Annotated in this window: 10 protein-coding genes; 5 read left to right on the forward strand and 5 right to left on the reverse strand. The window is 70.1% G+C overall.

All coding sequences use genetic code 11. The features are described from left to right. Nucleotides 1-118 precede the first annotated feature (118 nt). The 5 genes from WAE60_RS14690 (at nucleotide 119) to WAE60_RS14710 (ending at nucleotide 6,110) form a co-directional block, all read left to right on the forward strand. Entirely contained in the window at nucleotides 119-850 is a 732-nt protein-coding gene (locus WAE60_RS14690) for a TrbG/VirB9 family P-type conjugative transfer protein (RefSeq protein WP_337687298.1), read from the forward strand. Then, complete coding sequence (locus WAE60_RS14695) at nucleotides 847-1,968, forward strand: TrbI/VirB10 family protein (RefSeq protein WP_337687299.1); 1,122 nt, start codon at nucleotides 847-849, stop codon at nucleotides 1,966-1,968. The genes WAE60_RS14690 and WAE60_RS14695 overlap by 4 nt, the downstream gene beginning before the upstream one ends. Further along, nucleotides 1,965-2,960, forward strand: coding sequence for a P-type DNA transfer ATPase VirB11 (gene virB11 / locus WAE60_RS14700; protein WP_051695679.1), 996 nt, complete (start codon nucleotides 1,965-1,967; stop codon nucleotides 2,958-2,960). Before WAE60_RS14695 ends, virB11 begins: the two co-directional genes overlap by 4 nt. Before the next feature lie 70 nt (nucleotides 2,961-3,030). Beyond that, nucleotides 3,031-4,746, forward strand: coding sequence for a DUF1800 domain-containing protein (locus tag WAE60_RS14705; RefSeq protein ID WP_337687302.1), 1,716 nt, complete (start codon nucleotides 3,031-3,033; stop codon nucleotides 4,744-4,746). Nucleotides 4,747-4,751: 5 nt separating this feature from the next. Further along, nucleotides 4,752-6,110: a DUF1501 domain-containing protein gene (locus WAE60_RS14710; RefSeq protein ID WP_337687304.1), complete on the forward strand. Its 1,359-nt coding sequence runs from the start codon at nucleotides 4,752-4,754 to the stop codon at nucleotides 6,108-6,110. 99 nt (nucleotides 6,111-6,209) lie between these two features. Here the strand turns inward: WAE60_RS14710 and WAE60_RS14715 are convergent, their stop codons facing one another. From WAE60_RS14715 to WAE60_RS14735, 5 genes are all read right to left on the reverse strand, one after another. Continuing rightward, a complete protein-coding gene (locus WAE60_RS14715; protein ID WP_337687306.1) occupies nucleotides 6,210-7,601 on the reverse strand; it encodes an efflux transporter outer membrane subunit in 1,392 nt (463 codons plus the stop codon). Then, a complete protein-coding gene (locus WAE60_RS14720; RefSeq protein WP_337687308.1) occupies nucleotides 7,601-10,819 on the reverse strand; it encodes a multidrug efflux RND transporter permease subunit in 3,219 nt (1,072 codons plus the stop codon). Before WAE60_RS14720 ends, WAE60_RS14715 begins: the two co-directional genes overlap by 1 nt. A 6-nt stretch (nucleotides 10,820-10,825) precedes the next feature. Beyond that, entirely contained in the window at nucleotides 10,826-11,974 is a 1,149-nt protein-coding gene (locus WAE60_RS14725; RefSeq protein ID WP_029912888.1) for an efflux RND transporter periplasmic adaptor subunit, read from the reverse strand. 273 nt (nucleotides 11,975-12,247) lie between these two features. Beyond that, nucleotides 12,248-12,466 carry a hypothetical protein gene (locus WAE60_RS14730; RefSeq protein WP_337687311.1) on the reverse strand — a complete coding sequence of 73 codons (219 nt, stop codon included), beginning with the start codon at nucleotides 12,464-12,466 and terminating at the stop codon, nucleotides 12,248-12,250. A gap of 73 nt (nucleotides 12,467-12,539) precedes the next feature. Next, nucleotides 12,540-13,643, reverse strand: a complete 1,104-nt coding sequence (locus WAE60_RS14735; protein WP_337687313.1) for a hypothetical protein — start codon at nucleotides 13,641-13,643, stop codon at nucleotides 12,540-12,542. Nucleotides 13,644-13,731: the final 88 nt, after the last annotated feature.

Here is a 13,731-nt window from a genome sequence, read left to right on the forward strand (position 1 = left end):
CGGCCGGAGCCGCCGTTCCGCTCGGCGCCAGCTATCGCCGCCCCGCCTCGCCCCGTCGCGCCGCCTCCAGCGTCCGGAGGGACCTATGACCGCCTGCCCCCGTATCGGAGTCCTCGCCGTGAAGCGCCCGCGCCTCGCCTTCCCGATCGCGACCCTGTCGATCGTCCTGGCCGCCCTGGCCGCCCCCGCCCTGGCCCAGCAGGCCGATCCGCACATCCGCACGTTCGCCTACAGCCCCGACCACGTGCAGCGCTTGACCGGCTTCATGGGCTTCCAGACCATGCTGGAGTTCGGCCCCGACGAGCGCATCGAGAACGTCTCGATCGGCGACGCCATGGGCTGGCAGGTGACGCCGAACAAGCGCGCCAACCTGCTGTTCCTCAAGCCCGTCGACCGCGCCCCGGCCACCAACATGACCGTGGTCACCGATCGCCGCCGCTACGTGTTCGAGCTGGCCGTCGCCCCGGCCAAGGCCTCGACCGCCGACGCCGCCTATGTGGTGCGCTTCCGCTACCCGGAAGCCCCGCCAATCGCCGTGGCCGCCGCTCCGGTCAAGCCGGCGCCGGTGGCTCGCAACACCGCCTACAGCCTGCGGGGCGCGCCGGCGCTGCAGCCGGCCCGCGTGTTCGACGACGGCGCTTCGACCTATTTCGCCTGGCCCGCCCAGATCGACCTGCCGGCGATCTTCATCGTCGGCGCCGACGGCGTCGAAGGCCTGGCCAACGCCGTGGTCAAGGACGGCTACCTGGTCGTCGATCAACTCGCGCCCCGTTTCGTCCTGCGCAGCGACAAGGCCCAGGCCGTGATCACCAACGACGCCTTTGGCGCTCCCGTGGGGAAAGCCCGATGACCCAGGACTTCGATCCCCGCCAGTCCCCCGACGTGATCGAGGACCTGGCCGCCGCCGACGCCCAGGCCCGCCCGCTGGTCGCGCGCGGCCCCGGCGTCTCCAACCTGGCCATCCTGGCCGGCTTCGGCGTGATGGGCCTGGCCCTGTTCGCCTGGATGTCCAGCCACCGCGCCGACGCGAAGACGCGCCCGCAAAGGATGGAAGCCGCCATCGTCGCGACGCCGGCGGCCGCCCCCGCGCCGTCGCCCATCGCCAGGGGTCCGCTCTACGCCGTGCCCGCCCCGCAGTTCACGGTCGACAACAGCGCGCCGGTCTCGGCCTCGCCCCCGCCGCCGATGAGCGCGACGGCGACCGGCGCGGCCGTCGACCTGAGCGCCCGCCGCCGCGCCCCGGCCCTGGTGGTCGATTTCGGCGGCGGCGAGCGTCCGGCGATGCTGGTCAAGGCCAGCGTCGAGTCCGGCGCATCCCCCGCCACGAAGATCGGCGGCCTGAACGCGGAGGAACGCTTCGCCGATCGCGTCGGCCTGGACGAGGCGGCCCCGGCCAAGGCCACGGCCATGCAGAACCTGGACGCCGTCGTGCCGCAGGGCGCGGTGATCCCGGCGGTCATGGAGACGGCGATCAACTCCGACCTGCCAGGCCTGGCCCGGGCCATGGTCACCCGCGACGTCAAGAGCTTCGACGGCTCGACCATCCTGATCCCGCGCGGCAGCCGGGTCATCGGCCAGTACAAATCCGGCGTGGCCCTGGGCGCGTCGCGGGTCTTCGTGATCTGGACCCGGGTGATCCGTCCCGACGGCGTGACCATCCAGATCGGCTCGCCCGCCGCCGACCCGCTGGGCCGGGGCGGCCTGGAGGGCAAGGTCGATCGCCACTTCTTCACGCGCTTCGGCGGCTCGATCCTGATGTCGGTGCTCAACGCCGGCGTGGCGGCGGTCAGCAACGTCCACACCAATTCGCAGATCTACATCGGCTCGGCCACCGAGGCGGCGAACCTCGCCAACTCGGCCAAGCCCAGCACGACCTCCCCGACCATCCAGACGCCGCAGGGCGCGCCGGTGACGATCTTCGTCGCCCGCGACCTCGACTTCTCCGGCGTGCGGAATCTCGGCTCATGACGATCCACGCCCTCCAATCGCAGCCTGGCGCCGGCGTCTATCTGGAGGCCTATCTCGCGCCCCTGGCCCCGTGGCTGGCGGAGCCGGGCGTGACGGACCTCTACGTCAACCGCCCGGGCGAACTGTGGGTCGAGCGGCTGGGCGGCGCGGTCGAGCGCATCGACCTCCCGGCCCTGGACGAGACCAATCTGTGGCGGCTGGCCCGCCAGGTCGCCAGCCTGTCGCACCAGGGCGTCAGCCGCGAGCATCCCCTGCTCTCGGCGGTGCTGCCCGACGGCGCGCGCGTCCAGATCGTCGCCGCCCCCGCCACGCGCGGCGGCATGGCCATGGCCATCCGCAAGCACGTGGTCTCGGACCTGTCCCTGGCCGACTACGCTCGGGCCGGCGCCTTCGCCGACGCCACGACGCCGCCGACCAGACCCGACGCGGCGCTGCGGGCGATGCTCGACGCCGGCGACGTCCAAGGCTTCCTGTCGGCCGCCGTGCGGGCGGGCAAGAACATCGTGGTCAGCGGCGGCACCTCCACCGGAAAGACCACCTTCCTCAACGCCCTTCTGAAAGAAGTTCCGCTCGACCAGCGGCTGGTGCTGATCGAGGACGCCCCGGAAATCCGTCTCGTCCACCCCAACGCCGTCGGCCTGGTGGCCGTGCGGGGCGAACAGGGCGAGGCGCGGATCGGGGTCGAGGACCTGCTCCAGGCCACCCTGCGTCTGCGGCCGGACCGCATCATCCTGGGCGAGCTCCGGGGCGCGGAGGCCTTCAGCTTCCTGCGCGCGGTCAGCAGCGGCCACCCGGGCTCGATGACCACGGTCCACGCCGACGACCCGCGCGGGGCCGTCGAACAACTGGCGCTGATGGCCCTCCAGGCCGGCGCCAACCTGCGACGCCAGGACGTGATCGACCATGTCGAGCGCGTCGTCGACGTCTTCGTCCAGCTTCACCGCCAAGGCGGCGTCCGCGCCGTCAGGGAGATCCTCTTCATCGATCGATAGCGGCCGCCTTCACCGCCTTCGTTTCCACTTTCAGCGCGCCTCCGCCGGGGGCGTGATCGGGGAATTGTGCATGCGTAACAAGTATCTTAGCTCCGGAGCCGGCCTGTCCTTGGCCCTGTTCCTCGCCGCCTGCGGCGGCGGAGGAGGCAGCAGCGGCGGCGGAGGCGCGACGTCGTCCGCCCAGGGCGAGGCGAGCGTCCGCATGGCGGCCGCCGCACCCGCGGCGATCACGCCGGCCGAGGCCTCGCGCCTGGCCAAGCAGGCGACGTTCGGCCCGACCCCGGCGCTCATCGACCACATCGTGGCGCTGAAGACCCCGGAAGCCTGGATCGACGAGCAGTTCACGCTGAACGCCAGCACCTACGCGGACCTGGCGGCCAAGCCGGTGGCGACCAACTTCTGCACCGCCCAGGGCCTGACCGGTCAGGACCTGACCAACTGCAACCGCGACAACTTCTCGGCCACGCCGATGGCCATGCGGTTCTACGCCGACGCCATGGGCAAGGACGACCAGCTGCGCCAGCGCGTGGCCTTCGCCCTGTCGCAGATCGTGGTGGCCTCGGACCTGGAGGTGCACACGACCGCCGGTCTGGCGACCTTCAACCAGATTCTGCTGTCGAACGCCTTCGGCAACTACCGCGACATCCTGGCCCAGACGACCCTGAATCCGTTCATGGGCAACTTCCTGGACATGGTCGACAGCAACAAGACCCAGCCCAACGAGAACTACGCCCGCGAACTGATGCAGCTGTTCTCGATCGGCACCGTGATGCTGAACCAGGACGGCAGCCCGCAGCTGGACGCCGGCGGCCAGGTCATCGCCACCTACAGCCCCGCGGACGTCAAGGAGGTCGCCCGGGCGCTATGCGGCTGGACCTACGCCCGCATCGACGGCGCGCCGACCACCGACGGGACCAAGCTCGACTATTCCAAGCCGATGGTGGTCAACACCTCGCGGGTCGACACGGGCGCCAAGACCTTCCTCGGCGCGACGGTCGCGGCCGGCGCCTCGCCGCAGGCCAATGTCGACGCCGTCGTCGACGCGGTGTTCAACCACCCCAACACGGCTCCCTTCATCTCCAAGCGGCTGATCCAGCAGCTGGTGATCGCCAACCCGTCGCCCGCCTATGTGGGTCGGGTCGCGGCGGTGTTCGCCAACAACGGCGCCGGGGTGCGCGGCGACATGAAGGCCGTGATCAAGGCGATCCTGACGGACTCCGAGGCGCGCGGAACCGCGCCCAACCCGGGCAAGGTCAAGGAGCCGGTGTTGTTCTTCACCAGCTTCGGCCGGGCCCTGGGCGTCCAGACCGACGGCTACGCCTTCTACTACCGGGACGCGGTGCTGGGGCAGATGCCGTTCCGCGCCCCGTCGGTGTTCAACTTCTATCCCTACGACTACCCCCTGGCGCAGAGCGCCGGTCTGGTCAGCCCGGCCGGCAAGCTGATGACCACGGCCACGGTCCTGGCCCGCCATAACATCGTCTACGACTGGACGATCAACGGCGACACGGTGCGCACGGAATTCAAGCCGCAGGCGGCCATTCCCGGCACCACCGGCACCACCTTCCCGTGGTCCGAGTGGGAAGCCCTCGCGGCCGACCAGGACAAGCTGCTGGATCGCCTCGATCTGGTGTTCCTGAACGGCACAATGACCAGCGCCCAGCGCAACGCGCTGATCTCGGCGATGAAGATCAACAACGCGGATGCGGCGCTCCAGGCCCGCAAGCGCGCCCAGGCCGCGCTCTACGTGCTGGCCACCTCCCCCCAATTCCAGGTCGATCGGTAACCGCCATGACCCTTTCCCGTCGCGATCTCGGCCGGCTGCTCGCCGGCGCCTCCGCCACCGCCGCCCTGGCCCACCTCGGCGTCACCGCCGCCCTCGCGGACACCTCGACCTACCGCGCCATGGTCGGGGTCTTCCTGTTCGGCGGCAACGACGCCTGGAACATGGTTGTGCCCAACGACAGCCGATACACGGCCTACGCCAGCCAGCGCGGCGCCATCGCGCTGAAGCAGGACACGCTGATGCCGCTGACCGGCACGGCCTTCGCGCTGCATCCGGCCTTCGCGCCGCTGAAGACCGCCTGGGACGAAGGCGCGCTGAGCGCGGTGCTCAACACCGGCACGCTCTACCAGCCCCTCACCAAGAGCCTGTTCCAGAGCCGTCCCGACCTGCGCCCGCTGAACCTGATGTCCCACGAGGACCAGCAGAACGAATGGCAGGGCATGCGGGTGCGCGAGAAGAACCTGGACGGGTTCATGGGCCGCATCCTGGACAAGGCCGTGCAGACCGACGTCCCGGCCCTGATCTCGGTCGCCGGTTCGCAGCTGGCCCTGATCGGCAGGACCGCCTCGCCGCTGGTCCTGCCCTCCTCCGGCGGCATCTCGCGCTACGGCTACGCCACCAGCCCGCCCGACGGCCCGGTGAAGGCGCGCCAGGCCGCCCTGGACGTCTTCGCCGACACGTCCGCCTTCGGCGCCGTCACCGACCTGACCGGTCGCGGCATGTCCTCGGCCTACGCCCAGGCCCGGACGGCCGACACGATCATCAGCGCCGCCAGCTCGACGGTCGACCAGTATTTCAAGAACCCGACCACCGGCGCGGCCCTGACCAGCGACATCGCCAAGCAGCTCCTGCGCGCCGCGCGCATGATCGAGGCGCGCAACACCCTGGGTCACGCCAAGCAGACGTTCTTCGTCAGCCAGGGCGGATACGACACCCACACCAACGAACTGGCGACGCACAGTACGCTCTACGCCGATCTGGCGATGGCCCTGGCCGGCTTCTACAACGCCATGAAGGCCCTGGGCCTGGCCAACAACGTGACCGCTTTCACGATGTCGGACTTCGGCCGGGTGTTCAAACCGAACAGCAACGGCGGCACCGACCACGCCTGGGGCTCGAACCATCTGGTCCTGGGCGCGGCCTTGGCCTCGCGCAAGGTCCACGGGCGCTACCCGGACACCACCTTCGGCGGCCCCGAGGACGCCAATACGGACGGGCGCTGGATACCCAGCATCGCGGTCGAGGAATACATCGGCGCCATCGCGCAGTGGTACGGCGTCAGCGCGAGCGACATGCCGTACGTCTTCCCCAACTGGTCGACCTGGAACGGCGGCGGGCGCGGTCCCGTGCCGCTCTTCGGATAGTCCGGCCGAAGGCCGCGCCCCCTGGGGTCGCGGCCTCGGCGGCCTAGGTTCGGGAAGATCGCCCTTCCTCGAAGGAACGGATCTTCCCGTACCGTCGCCTCACGGCGCCGTTTCGCCGCCCAGGGCCCGGTAGAGGTCGACCCGGTTGACCGCGCCTTCCAGCTGGATGGCGACCATCGTCTTCTGCGCCGCGTAGAGCGTGCGCTGGGCGTCCAGACTGGTCAGGAACGACTCGTCGCCGGCCCGGTAGCGGGCGTTGGCCAGCGTGTAGGTGTCGCTCGCCGCCTCGAGCTGCAGGCGATCGGCGGCCTGCTCGTCGCCGATCGTGCCCAGGCGGGCCAGGGCGTCCGCGGTCTCGCTGAACGCCGACTGGATCGTCTTCTCGTAGGTCGCCAGGGCCGCGTCGCGCTCGGCCTTGGCGAAGGCCACCCCGGCCCGACCCGCGCCGGCCCGGAAGATCGGATAGGTCAGCGCCCCGCCCACCGCGTAGTTGTAAGCTCCCCCCTTGAACAGCGACGACAGGGTCGTGCTGGCGTAGCCCGCCGTCCCGGTCAGCGAGATCGTCGGGAACAGCGCCGCCCGGGCGGCGCCCACCTCGGCGTTCATGGCCCGCAGCTGGTGCTCGGCCTCGGCGATGTCGGGGCGGCGCAGCAGGACATCGGAACTGATCCCGGCCGACAGCTGGGTCAGGGTGGGCGCGGCCTCCTCGATCGAGGTCGACAGCAGGGCCTCGTCGACCGGCGCGCCGACCAGCAACTGCAGGGCGTTGAGGTCCTGGGCGACGGCCGCGCGCTGGCGGGCCACGTCGGCCTGGGCGGCGGCCAGGATGGTCTGGGCCTGGCGCAGATCGGTGCGGGGCGCGACCCCGCCCCTCAGCCGTTCCTGGGTCAGGTCGACGCCGCGTTGGGCGTTGGCGACGGTCTGCTCGGCGATACGCAGCAGGCTGGCGTCGGCGGCGTAGGTCAGCCAGGCCTCGGCCACGTCGCCCACCAGGGTCAGGCGCACGGCCCGGGCGGCCTCCTCGGTAGCCATGTAGCGCTGCAGGGCCGCGCCGGTCAGCGAGCGCACGCGCCCGAACAGGTCCAGCTCGAACGCCGTGACGCCCAGTTGCGCCGAGTAGGAATTGCCCTTGTTCGAGCCCGTATCCGGGCCGTTGTCGCCCGTGCGGGCGTAGCGGCCCGTCACGTCCACCTGCGGGAAGCGGTCGGCCCGCTGGATGCGGTACTGGGCGCGGGCCGCCAGGATGTCGGCGGCGGCGACGCGGAGGTCGCGGTTGTTGGCCAGGGCCTGGTCCACCAGGGTGCGCAGACGCGGATCGGTGAAGACCTCGGCGTAGCGGATCGACGTCGCCGCCTCGGCCGGCGGGGCCGGATAAGGGCCGCCGGTCGGGAACGCCGCCGGCGCGGGCGAGGCCGGCCGCACGTACGGCATCTCCATGGAGCAGCCGGCCAGGACGGCCGAGGCGACGAGCAGGGTCACGACGCGGCGCATCAGGCGGGCTCCTCTTGGCCGGAGGCCGGTGGGACCGGCGGCTCCTCGCCGTGGCCCAGATGCCTGCGTCCTTCCCGCCAGCCGCGGCGCACCAGGATGAAGAACAGCGGGATGTAGAAGATCGCCAGGATCGTCGCCGTCAGCATGCCGCCGATCACCGAGGTGCCGATGGCGATGCGGCTGTTGGCGCCCGCGCCGGTCGAGATGGCCAGCGGCAGGACCCCGAAGATGAAGGCGAGGCTGGTCATGAGGATGGGCCGCAGACGGATCCTGGCGGCGTCGAGCGCCGCCTCCATGATCGGCTGGCCGCGCTTTTCGCCCTGTTCGGCGAACTCGACGATCAGGATGGCGTTCTTGGCCGCCAGGCCCATGGTCGTCAGCAGGCCGATCTGCAGATAGACGTCGTTGATCAGCCCGCGCAGCGTCACCGCCAGCACCGCCCCGACCAGGCCCAGCGGAATGACCAGCAGCACCGCCACCGGGATTGACCAGCTCTCGTAGAGCGCCGCCAGGCACAGGAACACCACCAGCAGCGACAGGGCATAGAGCAGCGGCGCCTGGCCCGAGGACAGCTGCTCCTGATACGACAGGCCCGACCAGGCGATGGTCACGCCCGGGATCTGGGCGGCCAGTTCCTGGATGCGCTTCATGGCCTGACCCGAGCTGCCGCCGTCGCCGGCCGAGCCCGAGAACTCGTAGGACGGGGTGCCGTTGAAGCGCGACAGGGTGGTCGGGGCCTGCGACCACGAGGTCGTCGAGAACGACGAGAACGGCGCCATCTGGCCCGCCGAGCCGCGGACGAACCACTGGCTCAGATCGGAAGGCTCGGAACGATAAGGCGCGTCCCCCTGGACGTAGACGCGCTTGACCCGGCCGCGGTCGACGAAGTCGTTGACGTAGCGGCCGCCCCAGGCGGTCGACAGGGTCGAGTTGACGTCGGCCTGGGTCAGGCCCAGCGAGGCCAGTTTCTGGGCGTCGGTGTCGACCTTGAAGGTGGCCACGTCGGGCAGTTCGGTCAGGCGCACCGACTTCAGGCCCGGATCGTTGTTGGCGGCCTGGAGCAGTTTGTCGCGCGCGGCGTTGAAGTCGGCCCGCGACATGCCGCTGGAGTTCAGCAGCTCCATGGTGAAGCCGTCGGACTGGCCCAGGCCCCGGATGGCCGGTGGCACCAGGGCGAAGACCTGGGCGTCGCGGAAGCCCTGGAAGGCCGAGGAGGCGCGCGCCACGATGGCGTCGGCGGTGTTCTCCTTGCCCTTGCGATCCTTCCAGTCGGTGAAGTTCAGGAAGCCCTGGCCGGTGTTCTGACCGTTGACCCCGCCGCCCCCGCCGCCGCTGACCGTGAACATCGTCTTGACGTTGGCGGTCTCGTTGTCGGTGAAGTAGCGCTCGACCTGGCGCTGGACCTGGGCCGTCCGCCCCTGGGTGGCGCCGGCCGGCAGACGCATCTGCAGCGAGATGCTGCCCTGGTCCTCGGTCGGCAGGAAGCCGGTCGGCAGGCGCACGAACAGCACCGCCAGCAGCACCGCCACCAGGCCGTAGATGGCCAGGAACAGTCCCTTGCGGCCGATCACCGAGCGCACCGCGCCCTGGTAGCGGCGGGCGGTGTCGTCGAAGGCGTCGTTGAAGCGGCGCCCGCCCTGGTGGGCCCATCGGGTCGGGGCCGGGAAGGTCCTGGCCCACCAGCCGCGCGGCTCGCGGTCGTCGACATGCTGCTTGGGCTTGAGCAAGGTCGTGGTCAGGGCCGGGCTGAGGATCAGGGCCACCAGCACCGACAGCACCATGGCCGCCACGATGGTCACCGAGAACTGCCGGTAGATGACACCCGTCGAGCCCCCGAAGAAGGCCATCGGCAGGAACACCGCCGACAGCACCAGGGCGATGGCCACCAGGGCGACGCTGATCTCCTTCATCGACTGGATGGTCGCCTCGCGCGGCGACATGCCCGGATTTTCCTCCATCAGCCGCTCGACGTTCTCGACCACGACAATGGCGTCGTCGACCAGCAGGCCGATGGCCAGCACCAGGCCGAACAGGGTCAGGGTGTTGATCGAGAAGCCCGCCAGGTAGAAGACCGCGAACGTGCCCAGCAGCACCACCGGCACGGCGATGGCCGGCACCAGGGTGGCGCGCCAGTTCTGCAGGAAGACGAACATCACCACGACCACCAGCACGATGGCCTCGAAGAGGGTCTTCACGACCTCCTCGATCGACAGCTTGATGAAGTCGGTGGTGTCGTTGGCGTAGGCGAACTTCAGGCCCGGCGGGAAGGTCTTGGACGCCTTCTCGACCTCGGCCTTGACCAGCTCGGCGGTCTTGAGGGCGTCGGCGCCGGGGGCCAGCAGCACGGCGATGCCGGCGCCGGGGTGGCCGTTGACGCGGCTGCGGGCGTTGTAGTTCTCGGCCCCCAGCTCGACGCGGGCCACGTCGCCGAGCCGGACGTTGGCGCCGTTGGCGTTGGCCTTCAGCACGATGTTGGCGAACTGGGCGGCGGTCTGCAGGCGCGACTGGGCCGTGACCGTGGCGTTCAGCAGCTGGGTGTCGGGCACGGGCTGGCCGCCCAGCTCGCCGGCGGCGACCTCGGTGTTCTGGTTCTGGATGGCGGTGACCACGTCGCCCGGGATCAGGCCGAAACTGGCCAGCTTCTGCGGGTTGAGCCACACGCGCATGGCGTACTGGGCGCCGAAGACGTTGATGTCGCCCACCCCCGGCGTGCGGGCCAGGTTGTCCTGCAGGTTGGAGACCAGGAAGTCGGAGACGTCCTGGTTGGTCAGCTTGTCGGTGGAGTCGTAGACGCCGACCAGCAGCAGGTTGTCGGGATTGGATTTGCGGACCGTGATGCCCTGCTGCTGGACCTGGGTGGGCAGGCGCGAGACGGCCTGCTGCACCTGGTTCTGCACCTGCACCTGGGCGATGTCGGGATCGACGCCCTTCTCGAAGGTGACGGTGATGTTGACCTGGCCGCGCGAGGTCGAGGACGAGCTGAAATACAGCATGCCGTCGATGCCGGTCAGCGACTGCTCGATCACCTGGGTGACGCTGTTCTGGATCGCGTCGGCCGAGGCGCCCGGATAGGTGGCGCGCACCGAGACCTGCGGCGGGGCGACGTCCGGATACTGGGCGATCGGCAGGCGCGTGATCGCACCCGCCCCGGCCAGCATGACGATGATGGCGATGACCCAGGCGAAGATGGGTCGGTCGATGAAGACGCGCGAGAGCATGATCGATCAACCGCCCTTCTTGTCGCCGGGCTTGCGGGGCTTGATGCGCTGGGGCGAGTCGGCGGGCACGGGCTTGACCTGGGCGTGCGGCTTTATCTTACCCAGGCCCTGGGTGATGATCTTGTCGCCCGGCTTGAGCCCCTTGGTCACGACCCAGTCGGGACCCAGGGTGCGCTCGGCGACGATCTTGCGCGGCTCGGCCTTGTTGTCGGGGCCGACGACGAAGACCGTCGCATTGCCCTTGGGATCGCGCGACACGGCCGACTGCGGCGCCAGGAAGGCGGTGGTGTCGACAGCCTGGGCGAAGCTGGCCCGCACGAACATGCCCGGCAGCAGCAGACCCTTGGGATTGGGCATGCGGGCGCGCAGGGTCACCGTGCCGGTGCCCTGGTCGACGACCACTTCGGAGAACTCCACGACGCCGATCTGGTCGTAGTCGCCGCCGTCCTCCAGGGTCAGGCGGACCTGGGCGCTGGTCGGCGCGGCGCCGCCGGCCGCCAGGGCCCGGCGCAGGGCCAGCACGTCGGCGCTGGACTGCTGGATGTCGACATATATCGGGTCCAGCTGCTGGATGGTGGCCAGCGGATCGGCCTGGCTGCTGGTGACCAGCGCCCCGACCGTGAACAGTGAACGGCCGATGCGGCCGCTGATCGGGGCCGGCACGGTGGTGAAGCGCAGGTTGATGCGGGCGGTGTCCAGCGCCGCCTGCTTCTGGGCCACGGTCGCGGCCGCCTGGCGGGCGGCGGCGACGGCGTTGACGTAGTCTTGCTTGCTGACCGCCTCGATGGCGACCAGGGGCTTGTAGCGGTCGGCCTGGGCCTGGGCGGCCTCCTGGTTGGCCTTGGCGCTCTCGAGGTCGGCCTGGGCCTGGTTGGCCGCGGCGCGATAGAGGCTGGAGTCGATCTGGTAGAGCGGTTGGCCGCGCTGGACCAGCGCGCCCTCGGTGAACAGCCGCTTCTCGATCACGCCCGAGATCTGCGGCCGCACCTCCGAGCTCTGATAGGCGACGGTGCGGCCGGTCAGTTCGGTGGTCAGCGGCACGCTGGTCGGCTGCACCACGACATAGCCCACGGTCGCGGGGCCGCCCCTGCCCGCTCCCCCCTTGTCGGGCTTGCCGCCGCAGGCGGCCAAGGCGGCCAGGGCCAGGAGGCCCATCCATCGCAAGTGCGCTCGGCCTCGCGGATTTCCACCTCGTCCCACGACCTCAATCTCCTGCATAACACGGCCATGACCTGGCCCAGATCCTGCCAAGCAGGTCGCGAGAACGGATGGCTAGACTGCGATCGAACCGAGCTCTCACCCCGCCCCTACGGGGCGAAGTTTGCAGGATCATTTCCTACCTGCGGTTCGACGGACATAGTGTGTCGGTGCGTTCGCCCTCATCCCACTGCGCCGCCCCCCACGGCTCGGTCGACTTTCGAAACGCGGTCAGGCGGCGCGGACTCGCCGGAAGACCTCGTCGGCGTCCATGATGGCGCGATAACGGGCGAGCAGCCTGTCCAGGGTGATCTGCTTCACAGGTCGGCCGTCGCGCAACTTCGTCCACGTCGTCTCGCTGACGCCGAAGGTCTCCCGCAGGCAGTCCTTGGTCGTCGCCCGCAGCACGTTGCGCAGATCGAGGAACGTCTGGCGATCCAGCGTCACCATGGGGCGATGCCGAGACGCCCTGCCGAACTCCGCCGTCGGAAAGGCGGATGGGCTGGAGGTCGAGAGCTCTGAACTAGGGTTGGGCTGCATAACGATAACTGTAGGTCCAGGTCACGGTTTGCTGCGGCTGGGCCGCCAGGGTCAAGAAGGGTTCGAAAGCGACGATGCTGCGGATCGACCACAGCTGGAGACTGGTCAGCGGACGGTCCGCGCGCACGCCGTACCCGACGCCATGGGCGTTCCGCACGGAGAGATCATAGGCCGACGACGCAGGATCGCCGACCGCGAACGGCGTCGAGAAGACCTCTTCGGCGCCAAGTGCGCGCTGGTAGGTCAGCGTCTGCCCCTCGACCGCGGCCACGTCCTTCAGCGGCTTGCCGGGCCGCAGGTCGAAGGCCGCGCCCACCCGCAGTCCCGCCTGGGCCGGCGCGCCGCCCAGAGTCAGGAAGTTGTGGTTGAACGTCGTCGTCGTGATCGATTTGGCGCCGATGTTCTTCAGGCTGTGACGGATCTCCAGCACCGGCTGGCCTGGCTGCAGGCGCAGTTCCTTGCTGTAGACATAGCCGTAGCCGCTGATCGGGTCTGACACCGTCTGGGTGAAGACCACCCGGTCGGCCTTTGCCTGGACCTTCCAGGTCCCATGATCGACCAGCTCATAGGCGCGGAACGAACTGTAGTTTGCGCCGTCGGTCGGCTTGCGCAGCACGCCCACGCCGATCTTGACGAAGGTCCCGCCGGGCGCGGCCTCGGCCCAGCCCAGAGGCTGGCTCGGGTCGTAGGCGTCGGCCGGCCCGACGGCCGCGGTGTTGGGCGAGGCGACGATCTCGTCGCCGCGGAAGGCGTAGTCGCGGACATCGGGCGCGACGCCGTCGAACCACAGGCCGTAGTACTCGTGGCCCTTGTAGGTGAGGCTGGCGATCATGCCGGCCCAGTCGAACCGCACGCCGCGATAGAAGCCCTTGTCGGGATCGGGCAACAGCACCGTCGCCGACAACAGCTTGTTGCCGATCTTGACCTGGGGCGCGGCCGCCAGGGCGGTCTTGGCCGGGATCACCGGCGCGTGCGGCGCCGGCGTGGACGCCTGCTGCGCCGCCTGCTGAGCCGCCGCGGGCCCGAGGCCGAGCGCCGCGCCGGCCAGCAGGCCCAGGCAGAGTGCGTGAAGGGTCTTGCGTGCCATCGGACGCCAACCATGCGTTAGAACGAAGGGGTCGCGCCAGGCGCGACCCCTTCAGGGTGGAGAGATCCGCGCCGGGGGGGGCAAGGCG

The organism is Caulobacter sp. CCG-8, assembly GCF_037402475.1.
Taxonomy (GTDB): Bacteria; Pseudomonadota; Alphaproteobacteria; order Caulobacterales; family Caulobacteraceae; genus Caulobacter.

Bases quoted from the DNA above. Each gene is read 5' to 3' on its own strand.
- WAE60_RS14695 (WP_337687299.1), top strand. From the start codon at position 847: ATGACCCAGGACTTCGATCCCCGCCAGTCCCCCGACGTGATCGAGGAC.
- virB11 (WP_051695679.1), top strand. From the start codon at position 1,965: ATGACGATCCACGCCCTCCAATCGCAGCCTGGCGCCGGCGTCTATCTG.
- WAE60_RS14705 (WP_337687302.1), top strand. From the start codon at position 3,031: ATGCGTAACAAGTATCTTAGCTCCGGAGCCGGCCTGTCCTTGGCCCTG.
- WAE60_RS14710 (WP_337687304.1), top strand. From the start codon at position 4,752: ATGACCCTTTCCCGTCGCGATCTCGGCCGGCTGCTCGCCGGCGCCTCC.
- WAE60_RS14715 (WP_337687306.1), bottom strand. From the start codon at position 7,601: ATGCGCCGCGTCGTGACCCTGCTCGTCGCCTCGGCCGTCCTGGCCGGC.
- WAE60_RS14720 (WP_337687308.1), bottom strand. From the start codon at position 10,819: ATGCTCTCGCGCGTCTTCATCGACCGACCCATCTTCGCCTGGGTCATC.
- WAE60_RS14725 (WP_029912888.1), bottom strand. From the start codon at position 11,974: ATGGGCCTCCTGGCCCTGGCCGCCTTGGCCGCCTGCGGCGGCAAGCCC.
- WAE60_RS14730 (WP_337687311.1), bottom strand. From the start codon at position 12,466: ATGGTGACGCTGGATCGCCAGACGTTCCTCGATCTGCGCAACGTGCTG.
- WAE60_RS14735 (WP_337687313.1), bottom strand. From the start codon at position 13,643: ATGGCACGCAAGACCCTTCACGCACTCTGCCTGGGCCTGCTGGCCGGC.